Raw genomic sequence first — 22,354 nt, 5'->3', positions numbered from 1 at the left:
CTTATAATTGTACAAAAATACCGCTGTAGTCATAGCAACAGTGATGACAATATGGACTGCAGTTAGGCGATGTAAAAAGATAGGATGATATTTTGGGAAAAGTGATTGCCGTAGCCAACCAGAAAGGCGGTGTTGGGAAAACCACAACATGCGTTAATTTATCTGCGTCATTAGCGGCGACAAAACGTCGAGTATTGTTGATAGATCTCGATCCGCAAGGGAATGCTACTATGGGCAGTGGTATTGATAAGTATGAGGTAGAGCACACTGCTTATGATTTACTTGTGGATGAAAAGCCATTTAATGATGTGGTTTGTCGAGAAACGAGTGGCCAATATGATTTAATTGCGGGCAATGGGGATGTGACTGCTGCAGAAGTCAAATTGATGAATTTTTTCGCTCGCGAGGTACGGCTTCGTAACGCATTAGCGCCGATTAAAGATGAATATGATTTTATTTTTATTGATTGTCCACCTTCTTTAAACATGTTGACTGTTAATGCGATGTCCGCTGCGGACTCTGTTATAGTTCCCATGCAGTGTGAGTATTATGCATTGGAAGGGATAACATCCTTAAAAGAAACCATTGAACAACTCAGCAGTATGGTGAATCCTGGTTTGCATATCGAAGGTATTTTACGAACGATGTACGATCCACGTAATCGTCTCTCTACTGATGTGTCAGATCAGTTAAAACAGCACTTTGGTGAAAAAGTTTATCGTACCGTTATTCCTCGCAATGTCCGTTTGGCTGAAGCCCCTAGTTTTGGCACTCCTGCCATGTATTATGAAAAATCCAGTGCTGGAGCAAAAGCCTATCTTGCTTTAGCTGGGGAAATTATTCGTCGTGCCGATGATCAAGCGAGCAACAAGCAAGCTTAAGGGAATACTATGACACAAAAGAAAAGAGGTTTAGGTAAAGGACTCGATGCACTATTAAGTACCAGTAAAAGTGTTGAGCAGTCAGCTAATACTCAATCAGGCAGTGTGGTGCATGATGATATTGAAAAAATCAATACACAACAAGAATCATTGATTAATTTGGATGTGGATCTATTAATCCCTGGGCAATATCAACCCAGAAAAGATATGTCACCTGAAGCCTTGGAAGAACTCGCAAAGTCGATTAGCAATCAAGGTATTATTCAGCCTATTGTGGTGAGAAAGGTTTCAGCCACAAATTATGAAATTATTGCTGGAGAAAGGCGTTGGCGCGCAGCTCAATTAGCCGAGTTATCAAGCATTCCTTGTATTGTTAAACAAGTGGCCGATGAAGCGGCTATGTCTATTGCATTAATTGAAAATATTCAACGCGAAGATTTAAACGCGATGGAAGAAGCGATGGCGTTGCATCGATTATTGCATGAGTTTGAATTAACCCATCAACAAATTGCCGATGCAGTAGGAAAATCCCGTGTAACTGTGTCTAATTTACTTAGATTAAATAGCTTAAATGATGCCGTTAAAAAAATGTTGGAATATGGTGATATTGATATGGGCCATGCCCGTGCTTTATTGGCTATTGAAGGCGATGAACAAACGATTTTAGCAAGATTGGTGGTTTCTAAAGAATTGACAGTACGGGAAACGGAACGATTAGTGAATAAAACGCTAACTCCTACCGAAAAAGTCAATAAGCAGGATAAAGATCATGATGTTTACCGCTTAGAGAACCAATTAATTGAACGCTTAGGTGCGAAAGTGTCAATTACTCATAATAAAAAAGGTAAAGGAAAATTGGTAATAAATTACCAAGATTTAGCAGAACTCGATGGAATTATCGAGAAAATTGGCTAAAAAGGCCAAGTTAACGCTATATTATGTAACTTTGTAACAATTGTTAATCTTATCATTTCGGACTTTTGACATGGATCACGTTAAAAGTCTCCAATTTTATTCAGTTAAACTTGCTTTGAAGTGCCGAAACGGTATACTTTCGCAAGCTTTTTGTCCATCGCGTTTATAAGAATGACTATCATTCGATTTTCGATAACAAAAAGTACTAATGCGGAGGAGGTAAGTTGAGTAAGATTTTAGCGCGTCGTGGCCGGCGATCAGCCTACAAGTTGGTGATGATGCAGGCGGCGGTAGCTGTAACTGCTTCAATTTTCTTTTTCGCGATGTGGGGAGCCCAGTTTGGTTATTCTGCTCTAGCAGGTGCTGCTATTGCTGTGCTTCCTAATTTTGTATTCGCAACCCTCGCTTTTTCCCATACGGGAGCGAGTGCGTCAGCAAAGGTCATTAAGACTTTTTACTGGGGGGAAGCGGTAAAGATGCTGTTAACAATTGTCATGTTTTCGTTAGTGTTTATTTATATGAAGGTGGTATTTATGCCGCTCTTTGTTTGTTACACATTAGCGTTAATTGTACATTGGGCAGCTCCTTTATATTTCAAGCAAAGTTAAGTGGGATGAATCATGTCTGCATCTGCAACCGGTGATGTAACACCGCAGGGCTATATCCAGCATCATTTGACTAACCTAACGGTTGGTGAAGGATTCTGGACATGGCATATTGATTCGTTGCTCTTTTCGGTTGGTCTTGGCGTTTTGTTTTTATGGATATTTCGTAGCGTTGGAAAAAAAGCGACAACAGGCGTTCCCGGTAAACTTCAATGTTTTATTGAGATGATTGTTGAATTCGTTGACAGCAGCGTGAAAGAGACTTTCCATGGCCGCAATCCTGTCATCGCACCGCTAGCGTTAACAATTTTCGTGTGGATTTTCTTAATGAATCTCATGGATATGGTACCCGTGGATTGGATACCATCTTTGGCCGCAGCTGCGGGCATTCCATACATGAAGATTGTACCTAGCACTGACGTAAACATTACTTTCAGCTTAGGCTTAGGTGTGTTTGTGCTGGTTGTGTATTACAGCATTAAAGTCAAAGGTGTGACAGGTTTTGTAAAAGAGCTGACGTTACAGCCCTTTAACCACTGGGCAATGATACCCGTCAACTTGTTACTTGAGTCAGTCACCTTGATCGCGAAGCCGATTTCATTGGCATTGCGTTTGTTTGGTAACTTGTACGCAGGTGAGTTGATTTTCATCCTTATTGCGCTCATGTATAGCGCCAATTGGGCGATAGCTTCACTAGGTGTAGGTTTACAGCTAGCGTGGTTAATCTTCCATATTTTGGTTATTACATTGCAAGCGTTTATCTTCATGATGTTGACCATTGTTTATTTAAGCATGGCGCATGAAGATCACTAAGGGTAGTTGAAGATTTTTTTAAACTAAATCATTAATTAAACAAAGATTTAGAATACTGGAGATAGAGATGGAAACTGTATTAGGCATGACAGCTATTGCTGTTGCTCTGTTGATTGGTATGGGTGCTTTAGGTACTGCTATCGGTTTCGGCCTTTTAGGTGGCAAGTTCTTAGAAGGCGCTGCGCGTCAACCAGAAATGGCGCCTATGTTACAAGTTAAAATGTTCATTGTTGCAGGTCTATTGGATGCTGTAACTATGATCGGTGTGGGTATTGCGCTATACATGTTATTTACTAACCCATTGGGTGCAATGCTGTAATAAACGCTTCTGTCTTTAATCTAAATAGGAGGCTGTTGTGGATTTCAACGCTACCCTAATCGGTCAGACGGTCGCCTTTATTATCTTCGTGTGGTTCTGCATGAAGTTTGTTTGGCCACCTTTGATGAATGCCATCGAAGAGCGCCAAAAAAGGATTGCCGGCGGTTTAGCTGACGCTGAACATGCAGCAAAAGACCTAGAGTTGGCACGGGCGAAAGCCACTGCGCAACTAAAAGAAGCCAAAGTTAAGGCCAATGACATTATTGAGCAAGCGAACAAACGCAAAGCTCAGATTGTGGATGAAGCTAAAGCCGAGGCAGACGCTGAGCGAGCTAATATTATCGCTCAGGGTAAAGCAGAAATTGAAGCTGAACGTAATCGCGTGAAAGAGGATCTGCGTAAGCAGGTTGCTTCTCTGGTTATCACTGGTACAGAGAAGATCCTTGAACGTTCGATTGATGAAGCCGCCCATAGCGACATAGTTAATAAACTTGTCGCCGAAATTTGATAAGGGAGTTGAGTTATGGCTGAATTAACCACCATTGCTCGTCCTTACGCAAAGGCTGCTTTTGATTTTGCTATTGATAAAAATGCAGTGGAAAGTTGGGCAGAAATGCTGAACTTTATGTCTTTGGTGAGTGAAAACGAATCAATGCACCCATTGCTGACTGGCGCTTTGTCCAGTAGCAAGCTTGCTGAACTCTTTATTGGAGTTTGTGGTGAGCAACTCAATGAGCAAGGTCAGAATCTAGTCAGGGTAATGGCTGAAAACGGTCGTTTAGAAGTACTACCTGCTGTGTATCAACTATATGTTGAACTGCGTAATGAATGGGCGAAGGAAATAGAAGCGAATATTGTTTCTGCCACTGAGCTGAGTTCGACGCAACTACAGGAGATTAGTGTTTCTTTAGAGAAACGTCTCGCACGCAAAGTTAAGCTGAATTGCAGCATAGACACCACGCTTATTGCGGGTGTGATCATTCATGCAGGAGACTTAGTCATTGATGGCTCGGTCCGCGGTAAAATATCGCGTCTGTCTGATAAGCTGCAGTCGTAATTGGGAGTTTGAGCATGCAACTGAATTCCACTGAAATCAGCGATCTGATTAAACAGCGGATCGAGCAGTTTGAAGTCGTTAGTGAAGCTCGCAACGAAGGTACTATCGTTGCAGTAAGTGACGGCATCATCCGCATCAACGGCCTAGCCGATGTGATGCAGGGTGAGATGATTGAACTGCCTGGCAACCGTTTTGCTATCGCGTTGAACTTAGAACGCGACAGTGTCGGTGCCGTCGTAATGGGCCCTTATGCCACATTGGCAGAGGGCGATAAAGTTAAAACCACTGGCCGTATTCTTGAAGTACCAGTGGGTCGTGGTCTACTGGGCCGTGTCGTTAACACCTTAGGTGAGCCTATCGATGGAAAAGGAGCGGTTGAACACGACGGTTTCTCTCCTGTTGAAGTGATAGCCCCAGGTGTTATTGAGCGTAAATCAGTATCACAACCTGTTCAAACAGGTTATAAAACCGTTGATGCCATGATCCCAATTGGTCGTGGGCAACGTGAATTGGTCATTGGTGACCGTCAAACAGGTAAAACTGCATTGGCGATCGATGCCATTATCAATCAGAAAGATTCTGGTATTAAATGTGTGTACGTTGCTGTTGGGCAAAAAGCCTCAACCATTGCTAACGTGGTACGCAAACTAGAAGAGCATGGTGCATTAGTCAACACAATTGTTGTTGTCGCAACTGCATCAGAAGCCGCTGCATTGCAGTTCTTGGCGCCATATTCTGGTTGTTCAATGGGTGAATACTTCCGCGACCGCGGTGAAGATGCATTAATCGTATATGATGATTTGTCTAAGCAAGCTGTTGCTTATCGTCAAATCTCATTGCTATTGAAGCGTCCACCAGGACGTGAAGCTTATCCTGGTGATGTTTTCTATCTCCATTCTCGTTTACTTGAGCGTGCATCACGCGTAAACGAAGCGTATGTAGAGAAATTCACTAACGGTGAAGTAAAAGGTCAAACCGGTTCACTTACCGCGCTGCCGATTATTGAAACCCAAGCAGGTGACGTTTCAGCATTCGTACCGACTAACGTAATTTCAATTACTGATGGTCAAATCTTCCTTGAAACAGATTTGTTTAACTCAGGACTCCGTCCAGCGGTTAACCCAGGTATTTCTGTTTCACGTGTTGGTGGTGCGGCGCAGAGTAAGATCATTAAGAAACTGTCTGGTGGTATTCGTACCGCACTTGCACAGTATCGAGAGCTTGCGGCCTTCTCACAATTTGCATCTGATCTTGATGATGCAACACGTGCTCAATTAGAGCATGGTGAGCGTGTTACCGAATTAATGAAGCAAAAGCAATATGCGCCTATGAGTATCGCTTGTCAGGCTGTGTCTATTTTCGCAGCTGAGAAAGGTTACCTTAAAAGCGTTGAGCTGAATAAAGTCATTGATTTCGAGGCATCTTTGCTCTCGTTCATGAACAGCGAGTATGCTGACCTAATGAAGAACATCAACGAAACTGGCAACTATAATGCCGACATCGAAGGTGAACTGAAGGCTGGCCTCGACAAGTTCGTAGCAACCCAAACCTGGTAATGACAAATGAGGTGTCTAAGACACCTCTGGTCCAGATTGGAGAGTAAAGATGGCCGGCGCTAAAGAGATTAAAAGTAAGATCGCGAGTGTTCAAAACACTCAGAAGATCACTTCCGCCATGGAAATGGTGGCAGCCAGCAAGATGCGCAAAGCGCAAGATCGCATGGCTGCGAGTCGTCCATATGCGGAAACCATGCGTAAGGTGATTGGTCACGTCGCGCAAGGCTCTCTCGAGTATAAACACCCCTATTTAGAGGTGAGAGAAGCTAAGCGGGTTGGTTACATTGTTGTGTCAACTGACCGTGGTCTTTGTGGTGGTCTGAACGTTAACCTTTTCAAAAAGGTAATGGCGGACATGAAAAGCTGGCAAGAGCAAGGTGTAGAATTTGATTTCTGCCCTATTGGTGCTCGTAGTGTTCAGTTTTTCAAAAGCTTTGGTGGTAATGTATTGGCCCAAGCATCTGCGTTAGGTGATTCACCTAAACTGGATGACTTGATTGGCACAGTCCGTACCATGTTAGAAGCTTACAACGAAGGCAAACTGGATCGTTTGTACATCGTATTTAACAAATTTGTGAATACCATGGCACAAACGCCTGTGATCGAGCAGCTACTGCCTTTGCCTAAGTCTGAAGAAGATGAGCATGCTCATCATTGGGATTATATTTACGAGCCAGATCCAAAAGCACTTTTGGATACATTATTGGTCCGTTATGTAGAATCTCAAGTCTATCAAGGTGTTGTTGAAAATGTTGCGTCTGAGCAAGCTGCCCGTATGGTAGCGATGAAGGCAGCAACCGATAATGCTGGTGATATGATTAGTGATTTGCAACTGGTTTATAACAAGGCTCGACAAGCTGCGATTACGCAAGAATTGTCGGAAATTGTTTCAGGTGCAGCAGCGGTTTAGGCTAGGTAACGAATACAAGTTTTAGAGGATTAATCATGAGCACAGGTACTGTTGTCCAAGTGATTGGCGCGGTTGTGGACGTTGAGTTTCCACAAGATGCCGTACCTCAGGTATACGACGCTCTAAGAATTATTGGTGAAAGCCCATGTAAAGGCTTGGTGCTGGAAGTTCAGCAGCAACTTGGTGGCGGCGTAGTCCGTGCCATTGCCATGGGTACATCCGATGGTTTGAGTCGTGGTATCGAGGTAGAAAACTCAGGTTCACCAATTTCAGTTCCGGTTGGGGATGCAACCCTTGGCCGTATCATGAACGTATTGGGTGAGCCTATCGATGAAGCGGGTCCAATTGGTGAAAAAGATCGTTATATCATTCACCGTGAGGCGCCTTCATACGAAGATCAGTCAAGCACTACTGAGCTTTTAGAAACAGGTATCAAGGTTATTGACCTTGTTTGTCCGTTTGCTAAAGGTGGTAAAGTCGGTCTGTTTGGTGGTGCGGGTGTTGGTAAAACAGTTAACATGATGGAACTGATTAACAACATCGCTAAAGCCCACTCAGGTTTATCAGTCTTCGCTGGTGTAGGTGAGCGTACTCGTGAGGGTAACGATTTCTACTACGAGATGGAAGATTCAGGTGTACTCGACAAAGTTGCCATGGTTTATGGCCAAATGAACGAGCCTCCAGGAAACCGTCTACGTGTCGCACTGTCTGGTTTAACCATGGCTGAGAAGTTCCGTGACGAAGGTCGTGACGTATTATTATTCGTTGATAATATTTATCGTTACACCCTTGCCGGTACAGAAGTATCAGCACTGCTAGGGCGTATGCCTTCAGCAGTAGGTTATCAGCCAACATTGGCTGAGGAGATGGGTGTTCTTCAAGAGCGTATTACTTCGACTAAAACAGGGTCTATTACTTCTGTTCAAGCCGTTTACGTTCCTGCGGATGATTTAACCGATCCATCACCAGCAACCACATTTGCTCACTTAGATGCGACTGTAGTATTGTCACGTCAAATTGCTTCTTTGGGTATTTACCCAGCTGTTGACCCATTGGATTCGACGTCACGTCAGCTTGATCCTTTGGTTGTTGGCCAAGAGCATTATGACATTGCAAACGGTGTTCAAACCGTACTACAACGTTATAAAGAACTAAAAGACATCATCGCCATTCTGGGTATGGATGAATTATCTGATGAAGATAAGACAACCGTAGCACGTGCCCGTAAGATTGAGCGTTTCTTGTCTCAGCCATTCTTTGTTGCTGAAATCTTTACTGGTTCTCCAGGTAAGTACGTTTCACTTAAAGACACTATTCGTGGCTTTAAAGGTCTATTGGAAGGTGAGTTTGATCACATTCCAGAGCAAGCGTTCTACATGGTTGGCTCTATCGACGAAGCTGTCGAAAAAGCCAATAAAAAGTAACTCGCCTTGGGCCAGTTTAACAGCAAACAGGGTGATGGCATGACAATACGACTTGATGTTGTAAGTGCAGAAAGCAGCATCTTCGGAGATCAGGTACTGAGTTTACAAGTAACTGGCGCCGAAGGTGAACTAGGTATTAAGTTAGGTCATGCACCTTTGCTGACAAGCATTAGACCTGGCATGGTACGTATCGCTAGGCTTGATAACAAAGAAGATGTGTTTTATCTTTCAGGCGGTTTGCTTGAGGTACAACCTAAATCTGTTGCTATCATGGCTGATGTGGTCATGCGTGCTGATGAGATTGACGAAAAAGCCGCGGAAGAAGCGAAGCGTCATGCAGAGGCCACTATGGCCGATGCTGGTGCTGACTTCAATTATGCAGCTGCTGCAAAGGAGCTCGCACAAGCGGTTGCTCAGTTGCGTGTCGTTGAGACCATCAAGAAAAACCTAGGTAAATAAGGTTATTCTTCACTGACAATGTTTGATATAGCAGTGTAAATGATCTGCTTAAAGAAGGGCGCCGTTTGGCGCCTTTTTTGTTTGTATACATTGGCTTAAAGAGGATTTATCTTGTAATATTGTGGCACTGAAGTCATCTTTGAGGAATGAGCTGTGCAAGAGGAATGCAATAGAGTACAACTCGGAGACTTTACATTAGATCTAAAGCAGCAAGTGCTATATCTTGATGAGTTTGAATTATCTGTTGAGCCAAAAGTTCTTGAGCTTTTACTATACCTCTATCAATGTCGCCAAGGATATGTGACGCTTAAGGCACTACATGAGAATGTGTGGTCAGATAGAGTCGTTTCAGATACTGCTGTGCGCAGCGCCATTAAAAAGTTACGGACATTATTTAATGACACAGATCTGAACGCGCCAAAATACATAAAATCAGTACCAAAACGTGGTTATAAGCTTATCTGTAGCGTTAAGTTGTCACCGAAACAAACTCCAAGTCAAATATCACTTAATAGAAGTGAAACGCTAAAGCAAGCTGTTATCATAACCCAAGCTCAAAAACGGCAATGGCAATTTGGTCATTATGTTGCTTTAAGCTTAGTATTACTGATGATCAGTTTATCCATCATTGGTGCTAAGCAGCTCATTGATAATAATTTAGTGCCTGAAAATGAGATAGCGCTGATATCGGTATCCTCATTTCCCGGAGAAAAACTCACCCTGGAAGTGAGCAGTGATGATAGCTTAATTGCTTTCACTGGCAAGTTAGCAAGTGAGCAAGATAATCAAGTTTACTTACTTGATAAGCAAAGCGGTCATGTGGATCAGCTAACATATGATGCTAATAATGCTACGTTTTTAACCTTTGCGGGGAATAATACTCAGGTTATTTACTCGGACCTCATTGCTGGTAATAGCTCTCTTAGAAATGTGTCCCTGAAAAAAAGAGGCGTGACCTCTACGACATTAATGGCAGGTTTTCATTTTATTGGTGATGTGCATATTGGATCTCATGAACGGGAAGTCATTGTATTGCTATCTAAAACAGCAAATGATACTCCCATGTATTATCGTTTAAATCTTGATACCTTAGGGTTGGATTTATTGTTATCGACGAATAACACCGGAGAAGAGTTTTCCATGGCGAAGCTGTCACCTGATAAGCAAAAAATCGCTGCGATAAAGGAACTCAATAATAAACAAGTTGAGCTTAGTGTCATTGATCTTGCTTCAAAGAAATTGGTTTTTCAAAAAATGCTTCCTCATATTACGCCGCCAATAGATTGGAAAAGTAATACTGAGTTATTACTGTTATACCCTAATCAATTAGTATTGTTGGATCTGAATAATCAAACAGAAAAAGTTATTTTAAACGATGATAAGAGTCGATTTTCTTGGTTAAGTGTGGGGAGCAACAAGCTAACTTTACTGCAGCAGGATTTGTCTCGGCAAAACCGTTTTTACGTGGAAGAAAATATCAATTTCACTGACAGTTGCAATGAACCTTGTCAGCCTTCTCATTTTTTGGATATGGGCAGTGAAGTCTATTCGGTGTTTTATGCTGATAAGCAACATAAGTGGATCACCAGTAAAATCGAGGGGCAAAATGAATTGGCACTCTATGATGACCAAACTGGTAAAAAAAGCGTGTTTTTTACTGGAAATGAGGAAATAGAAATCCAGCATTTTTCTCCTCATGATTCTACCTTATTGGTAAAATTGGCTAATCGATTAGCGATTTTGACCTTAAATGATGAAGCGAGTAGTGAGCAAGGTGGAGCTGAATATGGCGTGTTGAGAAGTACCATTCGTTACTTAACAGCCCAGCATCAAGTTGTGAGTGATGCAGTCTTTTCTGTGTTTGAAAAGGAACGCCATGTTTTTTATGGTGAGAGAATTGGAGGACGTTGGCAAATACAAAAATTAAATTTAAGTACCATGAAAGTTGAATTATTCATGGCTGATTATCGCTCCATACGCATCACCAATAAAGATTATATATTAGCAAATGGATCTGGATGGTTATTTTCTATGTCAAAAGATAATAACTCAATAACCCCTCTTAATGAGCAGATTAATTTTGATATTATTACTCGATGGTATGTGAAAGGCTCAAAAGTGATTTGGAGTGATTTTGATTACCGTTTTAGTTATATTCATACCTTTGATTTACTGAGCAAACAGCATAAAACTCGCCAAGATCGATTTTATCACCTCTTTCCCCGCATCTCACTTTCAAGTCTTGATGATAAATTGATATACCGTTCAAAATCTATTCAAAACAATGAAATAAAAGAAGTTATTTTTTAGTTGTTCATTGTCCATAGCAAAGAATGTCCTTAGTTATAGTTTAGTTATAGCCTAAAAAAGGGGATTTATTCATAGTTTAGTGGCGCCGAGAATGAACTAAATTCATTTTCAGTGCTGTTTATGGTTGTGAATATAGAGTAGGAATAATTGATGAGATGGATAACACAAAAAACCGTTTTTAGTGGCTTAATTTTGACCTCAGCAATGCTAATCATGAGTGGTTGGCAATTAGGCTTTTCCGGTAATAAGGATTATGTTGCTGCCAATAGCATTCAGATCAGCCAAGTTCAAAGTGGCGATTTCGCTCAAGAAGTGACAGGGTATGGGACATTGCAATCTTTATATCAACGTTCCATTACCGCAACGACAACGGCCGTTGTCGATACCATTCATTTTAAGCCTGGTGCGATTGTTGAGGCTGATACCTTAATTATTACCCTTAAAAACCCACAATTAGAAGTTGCGCTGCAACAAGCGTTAGGGGAACTTAAAAACAGTAAAACGCAAAAGCGTAAGCTTATTTTAGAGCAACAGAGTGAAGTGCTTGCACAGCAGTCAGAATTATCTCAATACCAAGCTGATGCGGAGATGGCCAGCTTGCAAGCCGAGGCAGAAGCACCGTTAGCTAAAATCGGTATTATCTCTGCTGTGGAGGCTAAAAAAGGCCGTTTAAATGCGAAACAACTACAAGAGAAGCTCGCCTTTGAATTGCAGAAATTTGAAAAATTAAAGCAAGCCCATCAAGAATACCTATCCATTCAAGACGAAGTCATTTTACAAGCCCAAGCCGATTTTAATAATGCAAAATATCAACTGGATCAACTGGTGGTAAAGGCAGGAATGAAAGGGGTGTTACAAAACTTACCGGTGACATTAGGTCAAAGTGTCAACTTGGGTGACAAGTTGGCGCATGTGGGGAGCTTATCACCACTCATTGCCGAGATCAGTGTACCGCAGATGTTAGCCAATTTAGTGCAGTTAAATGCCATGGCTGAAATTGATACTCGGCATGGGCTTGTTGAGGGTAAAGTCATTCGTATTGCGCCTGTGGTCGAAAAGGGAGCTGTGAGGGTCGACATCCAATTACCCGAAAATTTGAGCGCTGATATTCGCCCGTTGCAAATGGTGGATGCCGTGATCTTGGGTCAGTCGCGAAGTCAGGTGAGTTTTATTGATACGCCACAAGGTGTAAGCGAAAACATGGTGAAGTCAGTGTTTAAGTTGGTGAGTGAAGATGCGGGCATATTAACAGAAGTTAAATTTGGGCAAATTTCGGGTAACCGTATCGAAGTCATCTCTGGGTTAACGCCTGGTGATAAAGTCGTGGTTGCGGGGATTAAAGCATCAAATGCCACTCAAATTCAATTAACGTATTAAGACATTATTGAGCCGTTAATTCAGTTTAAGAATAAGCCACAGCATTCAATATTAGCAGGAGTATAAAAATGAAAAAGGAAGTATTACGCATTCAAGCTATTCAAAAAAGCTTTGACTCACAAGCGGAAGCGGCGCAGGTCTTAAGAGGAATACATTTTAACGTACATGAGGGGGAATATGTCGCCATTTCAGGCCCATCTGGTTGTGGTAAATCCACCTTATTGAATATTCTTGGGTTATTAGATACCCCCGATGCTGGGAAGTATCATATCGATGGGTTATTAGTTTCGAGTATGAATGGCGATCAGCGCGCCGAGATCCGCAGCCGCCGTATTGGTTTTGTGTTTCAAGCCTTCAACTTACTCGATGATGAGACAGTGTTAGATAATGTGGCATTGCCACTGAAATATCGTGGTGATAGTAAGGCACAAAGACAAGCACGAGCGCAAGAATGTTTAGCGTTAGTTGGCTTGGCCGATAAAGCGGGTTTATTTCCCAATCAACTCTCCGGTGGGCAGCAGCAAAGGGTATCGATTGCCAGGGCGCTGGCGGCTGACTCCGGTATTATGTTGGTGGATGAACCCACAGGCAACTTAGATTCAAAGAATGGTGATGCCGTAATGGCATTACTGGATGAGCTTAACAAGCAAGGCACGACTATTATTCTAGTGACTCACGATCCTCGCTATGCACAAATGGCCCAGAGGCAAATTCAATTGCTTGATGGCAGAGTACAGGCCGATGTGAGAAAGAATGCGCAGAAGGCGATACAAAAGGGTGCGCAAATTGAAGAGGAGAGCCTTGCATGTTAAACACGGCATTGCGTCAAATTTTCAAGGCCAAACAATATTATGCGACTGTGGTGCTGAGTCTGACATTGACCTTGGCTATGGTGTTTGTGGTGTTCAGTATAGTGGATACGGTATTGCTTAAAGCTTTACCTTATGGGGATAGTGATAACCTGTATGTATATGAAGGTAACTTTTTATACAGTGGTAATAGAGGTGCAGGGACGAACAGTAAGAATTTATTAGATGTCAAAGAAACCAGCCAAGGTATCGCTGATATTGCTCTGTATTTTTCATGGTCGGATTATAAGTTACTTGAACTCCCGTCGCGTCCCGATGTTCCCGTTTTTTTTGGCAGTAGTAACTTATTTGAAGTACTCAAGGTTGAGCCAGTATTAGGGCGCTTCTTTGATGATCGTGAACAGCTAGGTAATAAACAACCTTCTGCCATACTCAGTTTTGGAGCATGGCAGAAGTATTTTGCGGGTGACGAGAATATTATCGGCAAGTCAATTCAGTTGAATGAACGCCGTTTTACTGTGATTGGTGTGACGTCCGATCATTGGAGCTTACCGGATGACGATGAGATATCGGAAGGTATTTGGTTGCCGCTGGATATGGATGAACAATTTAATCCGATTGAAAGTAACAGTATAACTTCCAATGTTCGAGGTGTGATGCGGCTTGCTGATGGGCAAGAGTTTGACGCGGTGGAAAAGGTCTTAATTGATAAAATGCAGGCCGCTGCGGCAATCAATATGCCTGAGGTCGCTAAACACTATGGAATGGGGGCGCAAGTACAACCTTTTATTCAAGTGTTACGAGGTGACAGTGTGCGCTTGGTATGGATGTTAATCGCTGGTGCGTCTTTATTAACCTTAATGGCCTTGATTAATTTGGGTAATGTGCAAGTGGCTCGTGGTATAAGCCGAGTGAAATCATTGGCCGTCAGTTATGCCTTTGGGGCCAAGCGTAAACAACTTTTTAAAGAAAGCCTAAAGCATAACGTTATTCTACTCTGTGTCCCGATGTTATTGGCGTTATTGTTTACTCAATTAAGTTTTGAATTAGTCCAAAGTGTCGGCAGTAATGTATTACCCAGGCTTGGCAGTTTAAGTATTAGTTTCAATATCGTGTTATTCGCCGTCTTAATGTGTACAGCTATAGCCTTACTGTTTAGTTGGATTGAGTTGAGTCTGGTGAATGAGGCCAGTTTATTATCGAGCTTGCAAAGCAGCGGTAAGGGCACGGGTAAGCAGCTGAGCCGTGGTGTCAGTCATAGTTTAATAGGATTGCAGTTATTGTTCTCGGTATTAACGCTAGTGGCGACGAGTCAGGTGCTAATGGGAACTCTTACCGAAACATTGAGACCGACACACATCAATACGTCAAATTTATGGTCATTAAAAGTGAATTATGCCTTTATCGATGATAAAGAGGAACGTAAAAATTTGCAGCGGGCCATTAGCCAACACTTTATGGCTCAAACAAATGTTAAAGCTGTGAGCCGCGCCAATGATACTCGTGTGCCTTTTATCATGAATCAACAACCGATAACGAATGAACAGGAAATAAAAATAGCCAGCGTTCGTCCCAGTTTTATTGATGATAAACAATTATCGTTATTTGATATGCAGCTTCAGGGCCGTGCTTTTACCCAAGATGATTTGCTATCTGAATTCCCGCCAGTGATTATTAGTCAGCGACTAGCGGATCAATTTAATGATAATCCAATAGGGCAAAAAATAAAGCTATATGCGACAGAGAATTTTATGACCATTGTGGGGATCGTGAGTAATACGGATTATCCTGGGCGATCGAGATATGAGGTGGCTGAAGTTTTCATTCCAAGTGTGTTTGAGGGGCGTCGCACCGATGTGTTGGTAATGCAGGTGAGTGACGAGCATGCCGGTTTCACTTTGAGTGATGTGTACAGCCAGCTGACACAAATAGACCCTAGACTCGATATCGTGCGTTTATCCAGTATCGAAGAGGACTTTAGCGAGATCAGTCGCGATCAACGCTTCGGTGCCATATTAGCGGGTGGACTGTCGTTTATCTCCTTACTCATGGTGATCGCGGGTATTGCAGGTATGGTGAGTTATATGGTCAATATGCGCCGTTATGATTTAGGTGTGCGCTTAGCCATGGGCGCCAATAATAAACGCTTGCTTCGCAGTCAGTTAGCCTTATTGGCTCAGCCGTTAGCGGTGAGTTTCTTATTTGCTTTTTCGATTGCGTATTTTGCTTTAGGTTATAGCCGTACCGTCCCCGAGTGGCACTTTGCCATCTATTGGAGCGAAATGTTATTGGGGCTAGTGTTATTAAGTATTTTCGCCACACTCGCTTGTTTTATGCCCATTGCCAAAGTCTTACGTACCGATCCGATTAAAGCCCTCAGAAATGAATAAGAAGTGCAATGAATAAAGAGTGTAATGAGTAAAGCGTTAAATGATAAGCAGTGCCATTCATAAAAGATGAATAATGGAAATTAACCCGTCGTCCTTAAATGAGGATGACTTTTATCGCCAAGGCGTTAAGGAAAACCATGCTGATATTATATTGGACTATTTCTGAACCGTGAGTGACTCCCCTTATTCAAGGTGTATTAAATGGTTATTTGCAGGCTGCCCGCTCCATGATGCCCGTTGCTGAGCGGAGTTATCGGCAAGTAGAGTTAATGCATTTTATCCAGCAAGTTGAATCTGACGTCGATTATCAAACAATGCTAGGTGAAGTCGCCGCCAACCTGAGCAAACAACATGTAAATGGGCTAAATCAGGTGTCATTTTTGTGGGCTGGTGGGATCTAAGTGAGGTTTTTATAAAACCTTTTAATACAATAATACAAAACTAATCATATAAAACAACTTATACAAAAATGAATACAGGAATTTATCATGCAGCGCTGTCTTAATTTTTCAAAAAAAATGGTGACTCTTATGAGCATCTGTTTATTTCCGTTAGCGGTGATGGCAGCGGATCAAACGGAATTTAATGGTGATATTAATGTAAGCTCAGGAGAAAAGGTTGATAACCTTAAGACGTTTAATGGTCGAGTGACGCTATCCAATCGCGCAGAAGCCAACAATATTACCAGTTTTAACGGTGGTGTGACGTTGGGAGCTAATGCCAGTGCCAACCAAATTGACGTCAAAAATGGTGAGATCCGTCTTGATAGAGCTGCAATGGTGAAGAAAAATATCAACAGTACCAATGGTGATATCAAACTTAAATCATTATCAAAGGTAGGCGGGAATATCCAGTCAATGAATGGCAAAATAACCTTAGTGCAAGCGCTGGTGGAAGGTCAAGTCACACTGGTTAACGGTGATATAATTTTAAAGCAAGGTGCGAATATTAAAGGGGGTATTCTTATCGGTAATGAAAAGCGAGCTGATAATGCTAATAATCCGCTACCTTTATTACGGATCTCAGCTGATTCGGTGGTGGACGGTAAAATCATCTTGAAACAGAAAGTGCGTTTAGATATTGCCAAAGGGGCTCAAGTCGGGGAAGTGGTGAGTTTATATTAGACTTTGAGAGTGTGGTAGTAGGCCACTATAACGTGGCCTTTATCCAGTTTGGTATTTAGTTATGGCAGTCTGTGAGTAAGTTCTCTTTTAGCCAATCCGACTGAACCTTTAATAATGTTTTTAGGTTTTTTCGCTGTTTATATTGATGTCCTTCGTTGGGTAGCATTAACAGTTGAGCTGGACTATTGTGATATTCTAAGGCGTTAAATAATTGTTCTGATTGTAAGGGCATGGTACCGGGGTTTTGATCTGCTTCACCATGTATCAATAATAAGGGCTTCGTTATTTTATCGGCTAGCAAAAAAGGCGATTGTGCTAAGTAGTTATCGCTCTCTTCCCACAAGGTACGCTTTTCTGACTGAAAACCGAGTGGTGTCAATGTACGGTTATAGGCCCCACTGCGAGCAATACCAGTCTTAAACTTATTAGATGCTGCTAAGGTCGATACCACGGCATTTGCACCGAATGAATGCCCCATTAATGCAATGTTATCAGCATCAAGCATGGGTGATTGTTTAATTAAGTTATAAAGTTGCTCTGATTTATGAGTCATGGCTTTAAGGTATGACTTTTGATCTATCACGTGACTAGGCATAGTCTCTTGCCCTGTCATATCGAGTACGGCTATACAGTTTTTCAGGGCAACATAAGGACTCATTGCGGAAAATTTGGCTGGCTGAGGCTGATATTTTGGATCGGGATAAAGCCAGATTAACACAGGCCAAGGTGCCTTCCCTTTATTGGGGAGGTAAACTTGCCCTGTTAGCCCATTATTACCCTTTAACTGTATATTTTTATAAGCACTCATATTAAATTCATTGAGTTCCCCCCAATGAGATAGCGGCGTTTCATTTTCATGTGTCACCCACCAATAGCGATTGAGATCATCTTCATCGGTTGAAATGGCTAAAAAGGAGCTTAAGTCATTTAGGTTAGGGCGATATAAAACATCCCAATCAATATTGCGATCAAGTTCCGTCAGTTTTGCTGTCATAGAGGCATATTGCCACGAGGTTTTAGCGGGTTTGAAAAACCAAACTTGATGCTTGCTATCCATTTTCAACAACCGGCGTCCATCGGGCAAATGATCTACCACAGGATTACCAGGATCTTGACTCGGTACCTTATAATCGTAAAGACTCAGGGGGATATTTTCGGAAAAATCAGAGCCAAATAGTGTCCATTTGAGTTGATGACTTTTCGCTATCCAAGTCGCCACTAGCATTTGGCCATTTTGAGCTTGCTCCCATTGGTAAACTCGCCAATTGAATTGTGCCTTAGTTTCTGCCTCTGTATCAAAAGGAGCGGCTAATTGTCGGTATTCATCCACAGGACGATCGTTTGTAGGTGATTTTTCGTTTAACGCATTAATCCAGGCCAAGGTCGCCTTTTTTTGAGGTAACCATTGCACTAGCCTTGACCCCAAGGCTGCCTTATCAAGGCTGTTGGTTCTTGATTTTAAATCTGGGATCGGGGTTAAAGTCTGCTGGTTTTTCATGTCGATGACATAATAGCGCCTTGCTTGTCTAGCGAGGGTGAGAGAAGCAGATAAGTTGTCATCTAGTGCTGTGATTAATAGATAATCTCCCTGAGGAGATAGGCTAAAGTTTTCCACAAGACCCGACCATAGTGGAGTTTGCACGCCACTTAGGCTGAGCTTGATTAATGTTTGCTGCCAATGGTGCGTGAACAGGGCTTTTTTATCGGGTGTATTAAGTAAGTCGCGATAAAGCCGACCTTGTTGTACATTTTGGGCGCTTCTTAGCTGAGCCGCCTTTTGTTTTAATGTGTTTTTTTTACTGCTGCTGAGACTCCTCACGATAACACTTTGGCTATCGGCTGACCATATCAGGCTGGCCTGTTTAGTGATCCCATTAATGGTTAAATCTGACCAAGGGTGCCAAGATGCCGTTGCAATATCGTATCGCCATAATGTTAGTTGCTTGCCTGTTAATATTACGGCGGCTAAATAGCTGGCATCAGGTGAAAATTTAATTTCAAGTGCTAGCCCTGGTAGTGCAATCTCTTGTTGCTGAATGGGGATTGATAAGTCAATCAGGGTAGCGGATCGATAAAAACTATCATCAAAATCTAAATACCAATCATTATGATAACTCCCCCCTAATAAATAGTGTGTTGCCTCGGGTAAATTCGGATATTTTTCAGGCGCTAATAACAATAGCTTGTTCTTAGTTGGTGCGACTAATATTGTTTGTTGTTGTGGTATATCAAGTAGGGCCTCCTGCCAAGCCTCTGCTTGAATATAGTAAGAAGCCAGTATTAGGCCAAAAAATAACACCAGCTGTTTAGTCATTGTGAAGTGCCTTAATGGGGTTAGCTTGGATGACTTTTCGTAATGGAATAAAACAAGCGAGGGAAGCCAGTATTAAAATAATGCCAATGACTAAGGCAGATAATGACCAATTCAGGCTAAAGATAAGTTCTGGCTGAGTGCGAACATAGCCTGTGATGAAAAAGATGATTGATGTCGATAAGATCAGGCTGGCTAAAATGGGTTGGGTAAGTTGTAGCAGCTGTGATTTCAACAAACCTTTGAGGCTAGCACCAAAGGCTAAATGAACACCGAGATCATATTGCTTCATTTTCACTAAATAGCTCACAATACCGAAGATACCCGCTGTTATCATTACCAAAGAGCAAGCTGCCAATATCGAAGCGATAATTGCGGCGAATCGTGATTGACTACTTATTTCGTGAAAGTCATCTGTCACTTGGCTATAAGTAATAATGTCTAACTTGGGGTGAACATTGGATATTAAAGCGTAGACTTGTGCCAAAGACGGAGGCCGTAAATTTGGATCAAGTTGCAGTAATAATACCGCACTCCTTGTGCTCTTATAGGGTCTAGATAAATAAACCTCTGCGACTTCTTTCTGTGAGTCACCAGGAAAATAGGTATTTGCCACCACACCTTTGACTTGATAAAGCGTGCTATCAAACTCAAAGCTAATTTTTTGTGCCGTGATGGGTTTGGGTAGCCGTGAGGCCAAACGTTCGTTGATTAAGGCGACGGGGGCTGAACTATCGATGTCAGCCTCAGTAAAAGGTTCACCTTCAACACTTAATCCATAAAAATCGAGTTGTTTAAGATCTTGTTGGATAATACGTGCTGAGGCTACTAACTCACCTTTGGAATTTTTAATGCCACTATAGTTAAGCTCGGCGGGTAATCTGGCTTCTGAACTATAACTGATATCGATGATTTCATCTAATGCGGTGAGTTCGCTAATCACGCTGCGATATAAATTATTACGCTCTTCTTTCGAGGCTATTTCAGCTAAATTTAATGTCAGTGTGGCGAGTGACTCTGTGTTGATCCCTGTGGGGCGCCAAGCCTCGGAGAGGGTTTGATGCATGACTTGGCTACAGGCAACCAAAGTAAAGAGAGATAACCCAAGTTGTAAGCCAATTAAGCTATGGCTGATACCTGTGCTAATTTGTTTGCCTGTGCCTTTACCGCTGCATTGTAAGCTTTTTTGTAGGTGATAGTAATCGATACTGCCTAATTCTGCCCAACTAAAGACTAAAACTAGCAGTGCGGCGGTTAATATGACAAGCATTAACACTGGTAGGTTGAGGCTCAATTCATTTAGACGAGGTATACTATCGGCTGCCAATTCACTGATCAAGCCAAAAGCGGAAAAGGTCAGTATTAAGGCAATGCCAGTTGCGACAGATACAGTGGCGAGATTATGCTTAACTATATCTAAAAATAATTGACGACGACTGGCACCAAAGGCGGCCGCTATGGCCTTTTGCTGTGTTCGGCCAACGGCTCTGGCTAATTGCAAGCTGCTCAAGTTGATAATACCAATCAAGGTGAGCAGCAGAACGCCACCTAATAACATAAATACTAGCTTACCACTATCTCCCTGTACCGCTTTTAAGAAAGGGGTGATGCGCACACCAACAGGGCTGTTTTTTACCGTACTTGGTGTGTGTATTTCTGCGGCTTGCGTCATTAAACGGGCAAGCTCTTGTTCAGCTATAGCAAGTTCTTGTCCCTCTTTTAAACGAATAACCGCCTTTAATCCACCTGCATAACCACCGAATGTCTTAGGGTTGAATAGCTCATCCATATCGAAGGGAAGCCAAATAGCTTTGACTGCTTCGGTTGATTGTGGTAAGACTAAGTCGGGTTGAGTCACACCTATAATGGTAAAGCTACGTTGATTGAGCATAGTCTTCTTGCCAATGATCTCAGGATCGGCATTAAATTGTGTCTGCCAAACCTCATAACTTAATATGGCCGAAGGCTGACGATTCCCCGAAGCTTCTGTAGCACTAAATAAGCGGCCCATAAAGGCACGAGTGCCCAAAATATCAAATAACTCATGGCTCGCCATAATCACGGGCACATCAGGGCGAGAAAGGAGTCCTGTTAACTTATATTTAGACCAGGAATAGTAGGCGCCTAAGCCCGAAATGCTATTTGAATTGGCGCGAACAAAATCTAAATTTCTATGATTAGCCACAGGGGCTTGTGCACCTTGATGTTCTAAGGTACCTTCGAACCAATAGAGCTTGTCACTCTCATCATAAGGTAGAGCTTGCCAATAGACGAGTGACATCAAGCTGAAGACGCTAAATACCATAGCCAGCATTAAACTTAAACTACCAATAACCGTAAGGTAATAATGTTTACCTTTTGCAATGGGCTGCAGTACTTCTTTTAACCTCATGCTGCCACCTCCACCACTTTTTCTTGCACTACCTTACCATCGAGCAAGTGGATCTTACGCTGCGCCTGATCCGCATAACGGGGATCATGAGTCACTAGGCATATGGTGGTACCTTGGCGATTGAGTTCACTGAGCAAGGCCATTACCGCATCGCCATTGATTGAATCTAGGTTACCCGTGGGTTCATCAACCAATAAAACGCCGGAATCAGCGGCTAAGGCACGGGCGATAGAAACTCTTTGCTGTTGCCCACCGGAGAGTTGATTCGGATAAAACTCGGCTTTGTCATTGAGGCCGACTTTATCTAAGCACTCTCGTGCTCTTGCGATGCGCTTATTTCTATTCATCCCCTGATAGCGTAAAGGTAGGGCAACATTCTCGGCTATGCTTAATTCGTCAATCAGGTTAAATGATTGAAAAACAATGCCAATACGCCGACTACGCATTTGTGCTCTCTGTTCACTGTTTAGATCTGAAATGTTTTGGCCATCGATGCGGTATTCACCCGCATCGGCAGTATCGAGTAAGGATAGAATATTTAATAAAGTTGATTTACCACAACCTGAAGGCCCACAGATGGCAATATATTCACCTTCATACACTGAAAAAGACACCCCATTAAGTACCTGATGACATTGTTCACCCGAGCCGAAAGATTTTTGTAAGTTTTCAATTTGTAATACTTGAGTCTGCATTTGTCTT

General features: G+C 42.4%; 20 protein-coding genes. 17 read left to right on the top strand and 3 right to left on the bottom strand.

Annotated elements, in window-relative coordinates; translation table 11 throughout:
• Positions 1–92 precede the first annotated feature (92 nt).
• From Q0976_RS11505 to Q0976_RS11425, 17 genes are all read left to right on the top strand, one after another.
• Positions 93–881, top strand: coding sequence for a ParA family protein (locus tag Q0976_RS11505; protein ID WP_299493963.1), 789 nt, complete (start codon positions 93–95; stop codon positions 879–881).
• A gap of 9 nt (positions 882–890) precedes the next feature.
• Positions 891–1,796 (top strand): ParB/RepB/Spo0J family partition protein, encoded by a 906-nt coding sequence (locus tag Q0976_RS11500; RefSeq protein WP_299493962.1) that lies wholly within the window; start codon positions 891–893, stop codon positions 1,794–1,796.
• Between the two features lie 224 nt (positions 1,797–2,020).
• Positions 2,021–2,404, top strand: coding sequence for an ATP synthase subunit I (locus Q0976_RS11495; RefSeq protein WP_299493961.1), 384 nt, complete (start codon positions 2,021–2,023; stop codon positions 2,402–2,404).
• Between the two features lie 12 nt (positions 2,405–2,416).
• Entirely contained in the window at positions 2,417–3,214 is a 798-nt protein-coding gene (atpB, locus tag Q0976_RS11490; RefSeq protein ID WP_299493960.1) for a F0F1 ATP synthase subunit A, read from the top strand.
• Between the two features lie 67 nt (positions 3,215–3,281).
• On the top strand, positions 3,282–3,533 hold the full coding sequence (gene atpE, locus Q0976_RS11485; protein ID WP_028773422.1) for a F0F1 ATP synthase subunit C: 252 nt from the start codon (positions 3,282–3,284) through the stop codon (positions 3,531–3,533).
• 37 nt (positions 3,534–3,570) lie between these two features.
• A complete protein-coding gene (gene atpF, locus Q0976_RS11480; RefSeq protein ID WP_299493959.1) occupies positions 3,571–4,041 on the top strand; it encodes a F0F1 ATP synthase subunit B in 471 nt (156 codons plus the stop codon).
• A 15-nt stretch (positions 4,042–4,056) separates the two neighbouring features.
• Positions 4,057–4,590, top strand: a complete 534-nt coding sequence (atpH, locus tag Q0976_RS11475) for a F0F1 ATP synthase subunit delta (RefSeq protein ID WP_299493958.1) — start codon at positions 4,057–4,059, stop codon at positions 4,588–4,590.
• 14 nt (positions 4,591–4,604) lie between these two features.
• Positions 4,605–6,146: a F0F1 ATP synthase subunit alpha gene (gene atpA, locus Q0976_RS11470; RefSeq protein WP_299493957.1), complete on the top strand. Its 1,542-nt coding sequence runs from the start codon at positions 4,605–4,607 to the stop codon at positions 6,144–6,146.
• A gap of 49 nt (positions 6,147–6,195) precedes the next feature.
• A complete protein-coding gene (gene atpG, locus Q0976_RS11465; protein ID WP_299493956.1) occupies positions 6,196–7,056 on the top strand; it encodes a F0F1 ATP synthase subunit gamma in 861 nt (286 codons plus the stop codon).
• Between the two features lie 35 nt (positions 7,057–7,091).
• A complete protein-coding gene (gene atpD, locus Q0976_RS11460; RefSeq protein ID WP_298771072.1) occupies positions 7,092–8,480 on the top strand; it encodes a F0F1 ATP synthase subunit beta in 1,389 nt (462 codons plus the stop codon).
• A 39-nt stretch (positions 8,481–8,519) separates the two neighbouring features.
• Positions 8,520–8,939, top strand: a complete 420-nt coding sequence (locus Q0976_RS11455; RefSeq protein ID WP_299493955.1) for a F0F1 ATP synthase subunit epsilon — start codon at positions 8,520–8,522, stop codon at positions 8,937–8,939.
• A 153-nt stretch (positions 8,940–9,092) separates the two neighbouring features.
• On the top strand, positions 9,093–11,249 hold the full coding sequence (locus tag Q0976_RS11450) for a winged helix-turn-helix domain-containing protein (protein ID WP_299493954.1): 2,157 nt from the start codon (positions 9,093–9,095) through the stop codon (positions 11,247–11,249).
• 150 nt (positions 11,250–11,399) lie between these two features.
• Positions 11,400–12,626: an efflux RND transporter periplasmic adaptor subunit gene (locus tag Q0976_RS11445; RefSeq protein WP_299493953.1), complete on the top strand. Its 1,227-nt coding sequence runs from the start codon at positions 11,400–11,402 to the stop codon at positions 12,624–12,626.
• 68 nt (positions 12,627–12,694) lie between these two features.
• The gene (locus Q0976_RS11440; RefSeq protein WP_299493952.1) at positions 12,695–13,438 is read left to right on the top strand and encodes an ABC transporter ATP-binding protein; all 744 of its coding nucleotides are present in this window, start codon (positions 12,695–12,697) and stop codon (positions 13,436–13,438) included.
• The gene (locus Q0976_RS11435) at positions 13,432–15,825 is read left to right on the top strand and encodes an ABC transporter permease (protein ID WP_299493951.1); all 2,394 of its coding nucleotides are present in this window, start codon (positions 13,432–13,434) and stop codon (positions 15,823–15,825) included. The genes Q0976_RS11440 and Q0976_RS11435 overlap by 7 nt, the downstream gene beginning before the upstream one ends.
• A 173-nt stretch (positions 15,826–15,998) precedes the next feature.
• Positions 15,999–16,226 carry a hypothetical protein gene (locus tag Q0976_RS11430; RefSeq protein WP_299493950.1) on the top strand — a complete coding sequence of 76 codons (228 nt, stop codon included), beginning with the start codon at positions 15,999–16,001 and terminating at the stop codon, positions 16,224–16,226.
• Between the two features lie 129 nt (positions 16,227–16,355).
• Complete coding sequence (locus Q0976_RS11425; protein ID WP_299493949.1) at positions 16,356–16,949, top strand: hypothetical protein; 594 nt, start codon at positions 16,356–16,358, stop codon at positions 16,947–16,949.
• A gap of 55 nt (positions 16,950–17,004) precedes the next feature.
• Here the strand turns inward: Q0976_RS11425 and Q0976_RS11420 are convergent, their stop codons facing one another.
• Genes Q0976_RS11420 through Q0976_RS11410 form a run of 3 tightly spaced genes read right to left on the bottom strand, consistent with a single transcriptional unit; the run spans position 17,005 to position 22,347 of the window.
• Complete coding sequence (locus Q0976_RS11420) at positions 17,005–19,263, bottom strand: prolyl oligopeptidase family serine peptidase (protein ID WP_299493948.1); 2,259 nt, start codon at positions 19,261–19,263, stop codon at positions 17,005–17,007.
• Complete coding sequence (locus tag Q0976_RS11415; protein ID WP_299493947.1) at positions 19,256–21,652, bottom strand: ABC transporter permease; 2,397 nt, start codon at positions 21,650–21,652, stop codon at positions 19,256–19,258. The genes Q0976_RS11420 and Q0976_RS11415 overlap by 8 nt, the downstream gene beginning before the upstream one ends.
• Positions 21,649–22,347: an ABC transporter ATP-binding protein gene (locus Q0976_RS11410; protein ID WP_299493945.1), complete on the bottom strand. Its 699-nt coding sequence runs from the start codon at positions 22,345–22,347 to the stop codon at positions 21,649–21,651. The genes Q0976_RS11415 and Q0976_RS11410 overlap by 4 nt, the downstream gene beginning before the upstream one ends.
• Between the last annotated feature and the right edge of the window lie 7 nt (positions 22,348–22,354).

This window comes from uncultured Shewanella sp. (genome assembly GCF_947501665.1).
Classification (GTDB): Bacteria; Pseudomonadota; Gammaproteobacteria; order Enterobacterales; family Shewanellaceae; genus Shewanella.
Note: the sequence above shows the minus strand (reverse complement) of the source record. Positions and strands in the feature narration are given on the sequence as shown.